Below are 13,227 nucleotides of genomic sequence, written 5' to 3'. Positions count from 1 at the left end.
AAAATATGATTGTTTCCATTATTTCTCAAGGATTTGTCTGGGCTATTCTAGGTCTGGGAATCTTTATGACATTTAGGATTTTAAACTTTCCAGATATGACGACAGAAGGTTCCTTCCCTCTTGGGGGAGCTGTTGCTGTCACTTTGATAACCAAAGGCGTGAACCCATTTTTAGCGACACTTGTTGCTGTAGGAGCAGGTTGTTTGGCTGGAATGGCAGCAGGCCTTCTTTATACAAAAGGGAAGATCCCAACCTTGCTCTCAGGGATTTTGGTGATGACTTCTTGTCACTCAATCATGCTCTTGATTATGGGACGTGCGAATTTAGGCCTGCTTGGAACCAAGCAAATTCAGGATGTTTTGCCTTTTGATTCGGATTTGAATCAACTCTTGACAGGTCTCATCTTTGTGAGTATTGTTATTGCTCTCATGCTCTTTTTCTTGGACACTAAACTCGGACAAGCCTATATTGCTACAGGGGATAATCCTGATATGGCTAGAAGTTTCGGGATTCATACTGGACGCATGGAGCTCATGGGCTTGGTCTTATCAAATGGTGTGATTGCCCTTGCAGGTGCCCTCATTGCTCAGCAAGAAGGCTATGCCGATGTGTCTCGAGGGATCGGGGTTATCGTTGTGGGGCTTGCAAGTTTGATTATTGGAGAAGTTATTTTCAAGAGTTTGAGCTTGGCAGAGCGTTTGGTTACTATCGTTGTAGGTTCTATCGCTTATCAATTTTTAGTGTGGGCAGTTATCGCACTTGGCTTTAATACAAGTTACCTTCGTTTATACAGTGCCTTGATTTTAGCAGTCTGCCTCATGATTCCAACATTTAAGCAAACAATCTTGAAAGGAGCCAAGTTAAGCAAATGACAGCAATTGTAGAATTAAAAAATGCAACCAAAATCGTTAAAAATGGCTTTGATGAAGAAAAGATTATTTTAAATGATGTTTCCTTAGAAATTTTTGAACGGGACTTTATCACGATTTTGGGCGGAAATGGTGCTGGAAAATCAACTCTCTTTAACACTATAGCAGGGACCTTATCACTAACTAGTGGAACTATCCGTATTTTAGGTGAAGATCTCACTAAGTTTTCACCCGAGAAGCGTGCCAAGTACCTGTCTCGTGTCTTCCAAGATCCAAAGATGGGGACAGCTCCCCGTATGACGGTCGCTGAAAATCTTTTAATCGCCAAGTTTCGTGGTGAAAAGCGTGGATTGTTACCAAGACGCTTGACTAGCTATAAGGATGAATTTCAGGCAACCATTGAAAAAGTAGGAAATGGTCTTGAGAAACACTTGAATACACCGATTGAGTTCTTATCAGGTGGACAAAGACAGGCTTTGAGTCTCTTGATGGCAACCTTGAAGCGACCTGAATTACTCCTGTTAGATGAGCATACTGCTGCCCTGGATCCAAAGACTAGTGTTGCTTTGATGGAATTGACAGATGAATTTGTTAAGAAAGATCAGCTAACAGCCCTTATGATTACTCATCATATGGAAGATGCTCTCAAATACGGCAATCGCTTGATTGTCATGAAAGAAGGACGGATTATCCAAGATTTAAACCAAGAAGAAAAAGCAAAAATGAAAATCTCTGATTATTATCAACTCTTTGAATAAAGTAGGGAAAATGAGTGAAATGGTTTACTTTTTTTCTGAAATAAAGTATACTATATAAAGTAAACTATGATAACATGGAGGTATTGTGTATGGTTGACAAACAAGTCATTGAAGAAATCAAAAACAATGCCAACATTGTGGAAGTCATAGGAGATGTGATTTCTTTACAAAAGGCAGGACGGAACTATCTAGGGCTCTGTCCTTTTCATGGTGAAAAAACACCTTCTTTCAACGTTGTAGAGGACAAGCAGTTTTACCACTGTTTTGGTTGTGGTCGCTCAGGTGATGTCTTTAAATTCATCGAGGAGTACCAAGGGGTTACCTTTATGGAGGCTGTCCAAATCTTAGGTCAGCGTGTCGGGATTGAGGTTGAAAAACCGCTTTATAGTGAACAGAAGCCAGCCTCGCCTCACCAAGCTCTTTATGATATGCACGAAGATGCAGCCAAATTTTACCATGCTATTCTCATGACAACGACTATGGGCGAAGAGGCCAGAAATTACCTTTATCAGCGGGGTTTGACAGATGAAGTGCTTAAACATTTTTGGATTGGTTTAGCACCTCCAGAACGAAACTATCTCTATCAACGTTTGTCTGATCAGTATCGTGAAGAAGATTTACTGGATTCAGGCCTGTTTTATCTCTCGGATGCCAATCAATTTGTAGACACCTTTCACAATCGCATTATGTTTCCCCTGACAAATGACCAAGGAAAGGTCATTGCCTTCTCAGGTCGTATCTGGCAAAAAACAGATTCACAAACTTCTAAGTATAAAAACAGCCGATCGACTGCAATTTTTAACAAAAGTTACGAATTATATCATATGGATAGGGCAAAAAAATCTTCTGGAAAAACTAGTGAGATTTACCTGATGGAAGGATTCATGGATGTTATTGCAGCCTATCAGGCTGGAATCGAAAATGCTGTGGCGTCGATGGGAACGGCCTTGAGTCGAGAGCATGTTGAGCATCTGAAAAGGTTAACCAAGAAATTGGTTCTTGTTTACGATGGAGATAAGGCTGGGCAAGCCGCGATATTGAAAGCATTGGATGAAATTGGTGATATGCCTGTGCAAATCGTTAGCATGCCTGATAACTTGGATCCTGATGAGTATCTACAAAAAAATGGTCCAGAAGACTTGGCCTATCTATTAACGAAAACTCGTATTAGTCCGATTGAGTTCTACATTCATCAGTACAAACCTGAAAACAGTGAAAATCTGCAGGCTCAGATTGAGTTTATTGAAAAAATAGCTCCCTTGATTGTTCAAGAAAAGTCCATCGCTGCTCAAAACAGCTATATTCATATTTTAGCTGACAGTCTGGCGTCCTTTGATTATGCCCAGATTGAGCAGATTGTTAATGAGAGTCGTCAGGTGCAAAGGCAGAATCGCATGGAAGGAATTTCCAGACCGACGCCAATCACCATGCCTATCACCAAGCAGTTATCGGCTATTATGAGGGCAGAAGCCCATCTACTCTATCGGATGATGGAATCCCCTCTTGTTTTGAACGATTACCGTTTGCGAGAAGACTTTGCATTTGCTACACCTGAATTTCAGGTCTTATATGACTTGCTTGGCCAGTATGGAAATCTTCCTCCAGAAGTTTTAGCAGAGCAGACAGAGGAAGTTGAAAGAGCTTGGTACCAAGTTTTAGCTCAGGATTTGCCTGCTGAGATATCGCCGCAGGAACTTAGTGAAGTAGAGATGACTCGAAACAAGGCTCTCTTGAATCAGGACAATATGAGAATCAAAAAGAAGGTGCAGGAAGCTAGCCATGTAGGAGATACAGATACAGCCCTAGAAGAATTGGAACGTTTAATTTCCCAAAAGAGAAGAATGGAGTAATAATGGCAACAAAACAAAAAGAAGTAACAACATTTGACGTACAGGTAGCAGAATTTATCCGTAATCATAAGCAAAAAGGGACAGCAACAGATGATGAAATCAATGCAAGTCTGGTTATTCCTTTTACCTTGGACGCTGATGGGATTGAAGATCTCTTGCAACGGATTCAGGATGCAGGCATTTCTATCACAGATAACGAAGGAAATCCAAGTGCGCGTGTTCTTAGCAATGAAGAAGAACCAGAACTCAGCGATGAGGACTTGGTTGGGTCAACTTCTGCTAAGGTCAATGACCCTGTCCGTATGTACTTGAAAGAAATAGGGGTCGTTCCTCTCTTGACCAATGAAGAGGAGAAAGAGTTGGCACTGGCTGTTGAAGCTGGCGATATCGAAGCCAAACAACGTCTTGCGGAAGCCAATCTTCGTTTGGTTGTTTCTATTGCCAAACGCTATGTCGGTCGTGGCATGCAGTTCCTTGACTTGATTCAAGAAGGAAATATGGGCTTGATGAAGGCGGTTGACAAGTTTGACTATTCTAAAGGGTTCAAGTTTTCAACTTATGCAACTTGGTGGATTCGTCAGGCTATCACTCGTGCTATTGCGGATCAAGCTCGTACCATCCGTATCCCAGTTCACATGGTTGAAACTATCAATAAATTGGTTCGTGAACAGCGGAATCTCCTTCAAGAATTGGGGCAAGATCCGACACCAGAACAGATTGCTGAACGAATGGATATGACACCTGATAAGGTTCGTGAAATCTTGAAGATTGCCCAAGAACCAGTATCTCTTGAAACTCCTATCGGTGAAGAGGACGATAGCCACCTTGGAGACTTTATCGAAGATGAAGTGATTGAAAATCCAGTGGATTATACGACTCGTATCGTCTTGCGTGAGCAATTGGATGAAATCTTAGATACTCTTACAGACCGTGAAGAAAATGTTCTGCGTCTACGTTTTGGACTAGATGATGGAAAAATGCGCACACTTGAAGATGTGGGGAAAGTCTTTAACGTAACTCGTGAGCGTATCCGTCAGATTGAAGCAAAGGCTTTGAGAAAACTACGCCAACCAAGCCGCAGCAAACCGCTTCGTGATTTTATTGAAGACTAAGAGTGAGGAAAATATGGCTTATACAGAAGAGCAAATTGAAAACATCAAAACACGGATTTTAACAGCCTTGGAAGAAGTCATCGACCCTGAGTTGGGAATCGATATTGTCAATCTTGGTTTGATCTATGAGATTCGTTTTGACGGTGACACAGGGCAAACAGAGATTGACATGACTTTGACAACTATGGGTTGTCCCTTAGCAGACCTTTTGACAGACCAGATTTATGATGCTATGATAGAGGTTCCAGAAGTAACGGATACTGAGGTTAAATTAGTCTGGTATCCAGCCTGGACAGTTGAAAAAATGAGTCGCTATGCCCGCATTGCCCTAGGCATTAAGTAAACATATAAAAGCATGTGAGAGACTGTTGGAAAAGCGAGGAAATTTCCCCTCTTTTCCTCTAGTCTCTCCTTTCTTTTGCTGATTTTATTCAAAGAAAATGATATAATAGTAGTTATGGAGAAAAAGAAATTACGCATCAATATGTTGAGTTCAAGTGAGAAAGTAGCAGGACAGGGAGTTTCAGGTGCTTACCGTGAATTAGTTCGTCTTCTTCACCGTGCTGCCAAGGACCAATTGATTGTTACAGAAAATCTTCCAATCGAGGCAGATGTGACTCACTTTCATACGATTGATTTTCCCTATTATTTATCAACCTTCCAAAAGAAACGCTCAGGGAGAAAGATTGGCTATGTGCATTTCTTGCCAGCTACACTTGAGGGAAGTTTGAAAATTCCATTTTTCTTAAAGGGAATTGTGAAACGCTATGTATTTTCTTTTTACAACCGGATGGAGCACTTGGTTGTGGTCAATCCTATGTTTATTGAGGATTTGGTAGCAGCTGGTATTCCACGTGAAAAAGTAACCTATATTCCTAACTTTGTCAACAAGGAAAAATGGCATCCTCTACCACAAGAAGAGGTAGTTAGACTGCGCACAGATCTTGGTCTTAGTGACAATCAGTTTATCGTAGTAGGTGCTGGGCAAGTTCAGAAACGTAAAGGGATTGATGACTTTATCCGTCTGGCTGAGGAATTGCCTCAGATTACCTTTATCTGGGCTGGTGGCTTCTCTTTTGGTGGTATGACAGATGGTTATGAACACTATAAGAAAATTATGGAAAATCCCCCTAAAAATTTGATTTTTCCAGGCATTGTATCGCCAGAGCGGATGCGCGAATTGTATGCTCTAGCGGATCTTTTCTTGTTGCCTAGTTACAATGAGCTCTTTCCTATGACTATTTTAGAAGCTGCGAGTTGTGAGGCTCCTATTATGTTGCGTGATTTAGATCTCTATAAGGTGATTTTGGAGGGAAATTATCGGGCGACAGCGGGTAGAGAAGAGATGAAAGAGGCTATTTTGGAATATCAAGCAAATCCTGCTGCCTTAAAAGATCTCAAAGAAAAGGCTAAGAATATTTCCAGAGAGTATTCTGAAGAGCATCTGTTACAAATCTGGTTGGACTTTTATGAGAAACAAGCCGCTTTAGGGAGAAAGTAAAAAGTGAGGTAATCTATGCGAATTGGTTTATTTACAGATACCTATTTTCCTCAGGTTTCTGGTGTTGCGACCAGTATTCGAACCTTGAAAACAGAACTTGAAAAGCAGGGACATGCTGTTTTTATCTTTACGACGACAGATAAGGATGTCAATCGCTACGAAGATTGGCAAATTATCCGCATTCCAAGTGTTCCTTTCTTTGCTTTTAAGGATCGTCGCTTTGCCTACCGAGGTTTTAGCAAGGCACTTGAAATTGCTAAACAGTATCAGCTAGATATTATCCATACTCAGACAGAATTTTCTCTTGGCCTGTTGGGGATTTGGATTGCGCGTGAATTGAAAATTCCAGTCATCCATACCTATCACACCCAGTATGAAGACTATGTCCATTATATTGCTAAGGGGATGTTGATCCGGCCGAGTATGGTCAAGTATCTGGTTAGAGGTTTCCTGCATGATGTGGATGGGGTTATTTGTCCTAGTGAGATTGTCCGTGACTTGCTATCTGATTATAAGGTCAAGGTTGAAAAACGGGTCATTCCTACTGGGATTGAATTAGCCAAGTTTGAGCGTCCGGAAATCAAGCAGGAAAATTTGAAAGAACTGCGTAGTAAACTAGGGATTCAAGATGGTGAAAAGACGTTGCTTAGTCTTTCGAGAATCTCCTATGAAAAAAATATTCAAGCAGTTTTAGCAGCCTTTGCTGATGTTCTGAAAGAGGAAGACAAGGTTAAACTGGTAGTAGCTGGGGATGGCCCTTATCTGAATGACCTCAAAGAGCAAGCTCAGAACCTAGAGATTCAAGACTCAGTCATCTTTACAGGGATGATTGCTCCTAGTGAGACGGCTCTTTACTATAAAGCGGCGGATTTCTTCATTTCGGCATCGACAAGCGAAACGCAAGGTTTGACCTACTTGGAAAGCTTAGCCAGTGGAACACCTGTCATTGCTCACGGAAATCCTTATTTGAACAACCTCATCAGTGATAAAATGTTTGGAACCTTGTACTATGGAGAACATGATTTGGCTGGTGCTATTTTGGAAGCCCTGATTGCAACACCAGACATGAACGAGCATACCTTATCAGAGAAATTGTATGAGATTTCAGCGGAGAACTTTGGGAAACGAGTGCATGAGTTTTATCTGGATGCTATTATTTCAAATAACTTCCAGAAAGATTTGGCTAAAGATGATACGGTCAGTCAGCGTATCTTTAAGACAGTTTTGTATCTTCCGCAACAGGTGGTTGCTGTACCTGTAAAAGGTTCTAGACGCATGTTGAAGGCTTCAAAAACACAGTTGATCAGTATGAGAGACTATTGGAAAGACCATGAAGAATAGAAAGAGGAACAGCTATGAAAAAAACAATTAATGAGAAGCGGTCGTGATAAAAAGATTGCGGGTGTTTGTGCTGGGGTGGCCCATTATCTGGATATGGATCCGACTATCGTTCGAGTCATTTGGGGTGTTCTTACTTGCTGTTACGGAGCTGGAATTGTAGCTTACATTATTTTATGGATTATCGCACCAGTAGCAACTGACTATTGAAAACTAGCTCAATTCATGCTAAGATAATAGAAAATAGAATGTAACGAAGGAGAGAAAAATGGCATTTGGAGATAATGGAAATCGTAAAAAAACTATGTTTGAGAAAATAACCTTGTTTATCGTGATTATCATGCTAGTAGCAAGTTTATTGGGAATTTTTGCAACTGCAATTGGTGCCCTCAGTAATCTATAAAATAGATTCAAGAAAATTTAGTGACTGGGATTTCCCAGCCCTTTTTTAAAGTGAGAAGAAATAATGAGTATGTTTTTAGATACAGCTAAGATTAAGGTCAAGGCTGGTAATGGTGGCGATGGTATGGTTGCCTTTCGTCGTGAAAAATATGTCCCTAATGGAGGCCCTTGGGGTGGTGATGGTGGTCGTGGAGGCAATGTGGTCTTCGTTGTAGACGAAGGACTACGTACCTTGATGGATTTCCGCTACAATCGTCATTTCAAGGCTGATTCTGGTGAAAAAGGGATGACCAAAGGGATGCATGGTCGTGGTGCTGAGGACCTTAGAGTTCGAGTACCACAAGGTACGACTGTTCGTGATGCGGAGACTGGCAAGGTTTTAACAGATTTGATTGAACATGGGCAAGAATTTATCGTTGCCCACGCTGGTCGTGGTGGACGTGGAAATATTCGTTTCGCGACACCAAAAAATCCTGCACCGGAAATCTCTGAAAATGGAGAACCAGGTCAGGAACGTGAGTTACAATTGGAACTAAAAATCTTGGCAGATGTCGGTTTAGTAGGATTCCCATCTGTAGGGAAGTCAACACTTTTAAGTGTTATTACCTCAGCTAAGCCTAAAATTGGTGCCTACCACTTTACCACTATTGTACCAAATTTAGGTATGGTTCGCACCCAATCAGGTGAATCCTTTGCAGTAGCCGACTTGCCAGGTTTGATTGAAGGGGCTAGTCAAGGTGTTGGTTTGGGAACTCAGTTCCTCCGTCATATCGAGCGTACACGTGTTATCCTTCACATCATTGATATGTCAGCTAGCGAAGGCCGTGATCCATATGAGGATTACCTAGCTATCAATAAAGAGCTGGAGTCTTACAATCTTCGCCTCATGGAGCGTCCACAGATTATTGTAGCTAATAAGATGGACATGCCTGAGAGTCAGGAAAATCTTGAAGAATTTAAGAAAAAATTGGCTGAAAATTATGATGAATTTGAAGAGTTACCAGCTATCTTCCCAATTTCTGGATTGACCAAGCAAGGTCTGGCAACACTTTTAGATGCTACAGCTGAATTGTTAGACAAGACACCAGAATTTTTGCTCTACGACGAGTCCGATATGGAAGAAGAAGCTTACTATGGATTTGACGAAGAAGAAAAAGCCTTTGAAATTAGTCGTGATGACGATGCGACATGGGTACTTTCTGGTGAAAAACTCATGAAACTCTTTAATATGACCAACTTTGATCGTGATGAATCTGTCATGAAATTTGCCCGTCAGCTTCGTGGTATGGGGGTTGATGAAGCCCTTCGTGCGCGTGGAGCTAAAGATGGGGATTTGGTCCGCATTGGTAAATTTGAGTTTGAATTTGTAGACTAGGAGACTGGTATGGGAGATAAACCGATATCTTTCCGAGATGCGGATGGTAATTTTGTTTCCGCCGCAGACGTTTGGAATGAAAAGAAATTGGAAGAACTATTTAATCGTCTCAATCCAAATCGTGCCTTGAGATTGGCACGAACTAAAAAGGAAAATCCATCTCAGTAAAGAAGCTAAAAAATCCGGCTCTTTGTCAATTGTAGTGGGTTGAAGTCAGCTAAGCTCGAGAAAGGACAAATTTTGTCCTTTCTTTTTTGATATTCAGAGCGATAAAAATCCGTTTTTTGAAGTTTTCAAAGTTTCGAAAACCAAAGGCATTGCGCTTGATAAGTTTGATGAGATTATTGGTCGCTTCCAGTTTGGCATTAGAATAGTGTAGTTGAAGGGCGTTGACAATCTTTTCTTTATCTTTGAGGAAGGTTTTAAAGACAGTCTGAAAAATAGGATGAACCTGCTTAAGATTGTCCTCAATAAGCCCGAAAAATTTCTCTGGTTCCTTATTCTGGAAGTGAAAAAGCAAGAGTTGATAGAGCTGATAGTGATGTTTCAAGTCTTGTGAATAGCTCAAAAGCTTGTCTAAAATCTCTTTATTGGTTAAATGTATACGAAAAGTAGGACGATAAAATCGCTTATCACTCAGTTTACGGCTATCCTGTTGTATGAGCTTCCAGTAGCGCTTGATAGCCTTGTATTCATGGAATTTTCGATGAAACTGATTCATGATTTGAACACGCACACGACTCATAGCACGGCTAAGATGTTGTACAATGTGAAAGCGAAGCTGTTTAGCCAAGCCATAGTAAGGGCTAAACATATCCATAGTAATAATTTTGACGCGACATCGGACAACTCTATCGTAGCGAAGAAAGTGATTTCGAATGATAGCTTGTGTTCTTCCCTCAAGAACAGTGATGATATTGAGATTGTTAAAATCTTGCGCAATGAAGCTCATCTTTCCCTTTGTAAAAGCATACTCATCCCAAGACATAATCTCAGGAAGACAAGAAAAATCATGTTTAAAGTGAAAATCATTGAGCTTACGAATAACAGTTGAAGTTGAGATGGAAAGCTGATGGGCAATATCAGTCATAGAAATCTTTTCAATTAACTTTTGAGCAATCTTTTGGTTGATGATACGAGGGATTTGGTGATTCTTCTTGACGATAGAAGTTTCAGCGACCATCATTTTAGAACAATGATAGCACTTGAAACGACGCTTTCTAAGGAGAATTCTAGTAGGCATACCAGTTGTTTCAAGATAAGGAATTTTAGAAGGTTTTTGAAAGTCATATTTCTTCATTTGACTTCCGCACTCAGGACAAGATGGAGCTTCATAGTCCAGTTTGGCGATGATTTCCTTGTGTGTATCCTTATTGATGATGTCTAAAATCTGGATATTAGGGTCTTTAATGTCTAGTAATTTTGTGATAAAATGTAATTGTTCCATATGATTCTTTCTAATGAGTTGTTTTGTCGCTTTTCATTATAGGTCATATGGGACTTTTTTTCTACACAAAAATAGGCTCCATAATATCTATAGGGGATTTACCCACTACAAATATTATAGAGCCAAAAATCCCGTGCCTCATCAGACACAGGATTTTGTGGTACGACGGGCATGTATAGCGAACTGAATCTGGAATAGCACAGCATATCTTCTAAAATATAGTAAAATGAAATGAGAACAGGACAAATCGATCAGGACAGTAAAATCGATTTCTAACAATGTTTTAGAAGCAGAGGTGTACTATTCTAGTTTCAATCAACTATATTGCTATAAATTGATTTGAATTTCAAAATTAAATTGTTTTATTCTTATTTCAATTTGTTATAGTATATCTGATGTCAAAGTTCTCGGCGAGTCAAATAGTGATTCCCAAGCCTGACTATCGTGAGGTAGCGGATTAAAATGGTCTGGGGATAGACCGTTTTAAGTCTGACGCTGGAAATAAGAATCGTCAGAAGAAGGGATAGCGAAATCGTGGCTCTACGAACAGGAACGTGATAATAAGGCGTATATAGCGGATAAGAGGGCCTCAAATTCTAAAGTCCAAAAAGGTAGTCGTAACCTATATGCGTAAATCACGAGAGTAATTGAATTCGTACTAAGATTTTCTATTTTCACTGTAACCTTTTAACGTCCTCATATCTTGTATACACGAGAAAAGATGTACGACTTATCCCGTGAGGTCTATCACTATAAAGAGAAAACGACAGATAGAAGTGATCCTGAGTCACGGTTATCTTTAAAATAGATTGTCTGATAGGATGCTAGCCTGAAAACGTCTTGTTCATGAAATATAGGACGGTATGTATAAAACGCTTCTGTGAACTGAGAGAAGGGAGAGAAGTTCTTGCTAAAATTTAGTTGAACAGCCGTATTCCGATATTTAGATAAGAGATCTAGTCTTAGCTCCTACTCGGTTTCAGGGGATAAAAAAGGGGCAATAGCGATTCGAGAAAGATTATACTCTTCGAAAATCTCTTCAAATCACGTCAATATCGCCTTGCCGTACGTGTAGGATACTGACTACGTCAGTTCCATCTACAACCTCAAAACAGTGTTTTGAGCAACCTGCGGCTAGTTTCCTAGTTTGATCTTTGATTTTTATTGAGTATTAGTAATTCAGTTACTAACTCGTCAACTCTGATTTATCCAATAAAATTGAAAAGGATGGAAAAAAGGATAAATTTATGATATACTTTATTTTGAAGACCTTATTAGAAATCTTGAAAGAGTATTGAAAACTTAGAATGAGAAAAATTGTTATCAATGGTGGATTACCACTGCAAGGTGAAATTACTATTAGTGGTGCTAAAAATAGTGTTGTGGCCTTAATTCCAGCTATTATATTGGCTGATGATGTGGTGACTTTGGATTGTGTTCCAGATATTTCGGATGTAGCCAGTCTTGTCGAAATCATGGAATTGATGGGAGCTACTGTTAAGCGTTATGACGATGTATTGGAGATTGACCCAAGAGGTGTTCAAAATATTCCAATGCCTTATGGTAAAATTAACAGTCTTCGTGCATCTTACTATTTTTATGGGAGCCTCTTAGGCCGTTTTGGTGAAGCGACAGTTGGTCTACCGGGAGGATGTGATCTTGGTCCTCGTCCGATTGACTTACACCTTAAGGCGTTTGAAGCTATGGGTGCCACTGCTAGCTACGAGGGAGATAACATGAAGTTATCTGCTAAAGATACAGGACTTCATGGTGCAAGTATTTACATGGATACGGTTAGTGTGGGAGCAACGATTAATACGATGATTGCTGCGGTTAAAGCAAATGGTCGTACTATTATTGAAAATGCAGCCCGTGAACCTGAGATTATTGATGTAGCTACTCTCTTGAATAATATGGGTGCCCATATCCGTGGGGCAGGAACTAATATCATCATTATTGATGGTGTTGAAAGATTACATGGGACACGTCATCAGGTGATTCCAGACCGCATTGAAGCTGGAACATATATATCTTTAGCTGCTGCAGTTGGTAAAGGAATTCGTATAAATAATGTTCTTTACGAACACCTGGAAGGGTTTATTGCTAAGTTGGAAGAAATGGGAGTGAGAATGACTGTATCTGAAGACAGCATTTTTGTCGAGGAACAGTCTAATTTGAAAGCAATCAATATTAAGACAGCTCCTTACCCAGGCTTTGCAACTGATTTGCAACAACCGCTTACCCCTCTTTTACTAAGAGCGAATGGTCGTGGTACAATTGTCGATACGATTTACGAAAAACGTGTAAATCATGTTTTTGAACTAGCAAAGATGGATGCGGATATTTCGACAACAAATGGTCATATTTTGTACACGGGTGGACGTGATTTACGTGGGGCCAGTGTTAAAGCGACCGACTTAAGAGCTGGGGCTGCACTAGTCATTGCTGGGCTTATGGCTGAAGGTAAAACTGAAATTACCAATATCGAGTTTATCTTACGTGGTTATTCTGATATTATCGAAAAATTACGTAATTTAGGAGCGGATATTAGACTTGTTGAGGATTAAACCGTAGA

General features: G+C 40.2%; 13 protein-coding genes. 12 read left to right on the top strand and 1 reads right to left on the bottom strand.

The genetic code is table 11. The features are described from left to right. The first annotated feature begins 5 nt into the window (after positions 1-5). The 11 genes from AT689_RS08475 to AT689_RS08425 all read left to right on the top strand — a co-directional run bounded on the left by AT689_RS08475 (position 6) and on the right by AT689_RS08425 (position 9,373). The gene (locus AT689_RS08475) at positions 6-872 is read left to right on the top strand and encodes an ABC transporter permease (RefSeq protein WP_000637238.1); all 867 of its coding nucleotides are present in this window, start codon (positions 6-8) and stop codon (positions 870-872) included. Beyond that, positions 869-1,627 carry an ABC transporter ATP-binding protein gene (locus AT689_RS08470; protein ID WP_000125408.1) on the top strand — a complete coding sequence of 253 codons (759 nt, stop codon included), beginning with the start codon at positions 869-871 and terminating at the stop codon, positions 1,625-1,627. The genes AT689_RS08475 and AT689_RS08470 overlap by 4 nt, the downstream gene beginning before the upstream one ends. A gap of 89 nt (positions 1,628-1,716) precedes the next feature. Beyond that, the gene (gene dnaG / locus AT689_RS08465) at positions 1,717-3,477 is read left to right on the top strand and encodes a DNA primase (RefSeq protein WP_000227891.1); all 1,761 of its coding nucleotides are present in this window, start codon (positions 1,717-1,719) and stop codon (positions 3,475-3,477) included. A 2-nt stretch (positions 3,478-3,479) separates the two neighbouring features. Then, positions 3,480-4,589 carry an RNA polymerase sigma factor RpoD gene (rpoD, locus tag AT689_RS08460; RefSeq protein WP_000201902.1) on the top strand — a complete coding sequence of 370 codons (1,110 nt, stop codon included), beginning with the start codon at positions 3,480-3,482 and terminating at the stop codon, positions 4,587-4,589. A 13-nt stretch (positions 4,590-4,602) separates the two neighbouring features. Next, complete coding sequence (locus tag AT689_RS08455) at positions 4,603-4,932, top strand: metal-sulfur cluster assembly factor (RefSeq protein WP_000331928.1); 330 nt, start codon at positions 4,603-4,605, stop codon at positions 4,930-4,932. A 114-nt stretch (positions 4,933-5,046) separates the two neighbouring features. Further along, positions 5,047-6,090, top strand: a complete 1,044-nt coding sequence (gene cpoA, locus AT689_RS08450; protein ID WP_000412279.1) for an alpha-galactosylglucosyldiacylglycerol synthase — start codon at positions 5,047-5,049, stop codon at positions 6,088-6,090. 15 nt (positions 6,091-6,105) lie between these two features. After that, positions 6,106-7,431 (top strand): glycosyltransferase family 4 protein, encoded by a 1,326-nt coding sequence (locus AT689_RS08445; protein ID WP_001219426.1) that lies wholly within the window; start codon positions 6,106-6,108, stop codon positions 7,429-7,431. A 30-nt stretch (positions 7,432-7,461) separates the two neighbouring features. Further along, entirely contained in the window at positions 7,462-7,638 is a 177-nt protein-coding gene (locus AT689_RS08440) for a PspC domain-containing protein (RefSeq protein ID WP_001256254.1), read from the top strand. A 58-nt stretch (positions 7,639-7,696) separates the two neighbouring features. Continuing rightward, complete coding sequence (locus AT689_RS08435) at positions 7,697-7,831, top strand: DUF4044 domain-containing protein (protein ID WP_000863859.1); 135 nt, start codon at positions 7,697-7,699, stop codon at positions 7,829-7,831. A gap of 63 nt (positions 7,832-7,894) precedes the next feature. Continuing rightward, the gene (obgE, locus tag AT689_RS08430) at positions 7,895-9,205 is read left to right on the top strand and encodes a GTPase ObgE (RefSeq protein WP_000061639.1); all 1,311 of its coding nucleotides are present in this window, start codon (positions 7,895-7,897) and stop codon (positions 9,203-9,205) included. A 9-nt stretch (positions 9,206-9,214) separates the two neighbouring features. Then, a complete protein-coding gene (locus tag AT689_RS08425) occupies positions 9,215-9,373 on the top strand; it encodes a hypothetical protein (protein WP_001808548.1) in 159 nt (52 codons plus the stop codon). Positions 9,374-9,422: 49 nt separating this feature from the next. Here the strand turns inward: AT689_RS08425 and AT689_RS08420 are convergent, their stop codons facing one another. Next, positions 9,423-10,652, bottom strand: coding sequence for an ISL3 family transposase (locus AT689_RS08420; RefSeq protein ID WP_000436532.1), 1,230 nt, complete (start codon positions 10,650-10,652; stop codon positions 9,423-9,425). A 1,307-nt stretch (positions 10,653-11,959) separates the two neighbouring features. Between AT689_RS08420 and AT689_RS08415 the strand changes: the two genes are divergently transcribed. Continuing rightward, the gene (locus AT689_RS08415; RefSeq protein ID WP_001227083.1) at positions 11,960-13,219 is read left to right on the top strand and encodes a UDP-N-acetylglucosamine 1-carboxyvinyltransferase; all 1,260 of its coding nucleotides are present in this window, start codon (positions 11,960-11,962) and stop codon (positions 13,217-13,219) included. Positions 13,220-13,227 lie beyond the last annotated feature (8 nt).

It is taken from the genome of Streptococcus pneumoniae (genome assembly GCF_001457635.1).
GTDB lineage: Bacteria > Bacillota > Bacilli > Lactobacillales > Streptococcaceae > Streptococcus > Streptococcus pneumoniae.
This window is presented reverse-complemented; position numbering and strand designations above follow the sequence as displayed.

Bases quoted from the DNA above. Each gene is read 5' to 3' on its own strand.
- AT689_RS08475 (WP_000637238.1), top strand. From the start codon at position 6: ATGATTGTTTCCATTATTTCTCAAGGATTTGTCTGGGCTATTCTAGGT.
- AT689_RS08470 (WP_000125408.1), top strand. From the start codon at position 869: ATGACAGCAATTGTAGAATTAAAAAATGCAACCAAAATCGTTAAAAAT.
- dnaG (WP_000227891.1), top strand. From the start codon at position 1,717: ATGGTTGACAAACAAGTCATTGAAGAAATCAAAAACAATGCCAACATT.
- rpoD (WP_000201902.1), top strand. From the start codon at position 3,480: ATGGCAACAAAACAAAAAGAAGTAACAACATTTGACGTACAGGTAGCA.
- AT689_RS08455 (WP_000331928.1), top strand. From the start codon at position 4,603: ATGGCTTATACAGAAGAGCAAATTGAAAACATCAAAACACGGATTTTA.
- cpoA (WP_000412279.1), top strand. From the start codon at position 5,047: ATGGAGAAAAAGAAATTACGCATCAATATGTTGAGTTCAAGTGAGAAA.
- AT689_RS08445 (WP_001219426.1), top strand. From the start codon at position 6,106: ATGCGAATTGGTTTATTTACAGATACCTATTTTCCTCAGGTTTCTGGT.
- AT689_RS08440 (WP_001256254.1), top strand. From the start codon at position 7,462: ATGAGAAGCGGTCGTGATAAAAAGATTGCGGGTGTTTGTGCTGGGGTG.
- AT689_RS08435 (WP_000863859.1), top strand. From the start codon at position 7,697: ATGGCATTTGGAGATAATGGAAATCGTAAAAAAACTATGTTTGAGAAA.
- obgE (WP_000061639.1), top strand. From the start codon at position 7,895: ATGAGTATGTTTTTAGATACAGCTAAGATTAAGGTCAAGGCTGGTAAT.
- AT689_RS08425 (WP_001808548.1), top strand. From the start codon at position 9,215: ATGGGAGATAAACCGATATCTTTCCGAGATGCGGATGGTAATTTTGTT.
- AT689_RS08420 (WP_000436532.1), bottom strand. From the start codon at position 10,652: ATGGAACAATTACATTTTATCACAAAATTACTAGACATTAAAGACCCT.
- AT689_RS08415 (WP_001227083.1), top strand. From the start codon at position 11,960: ATGAGAAAAATTGTTATCAATGGTGGATTACCACTGCAAGGTGAAATT.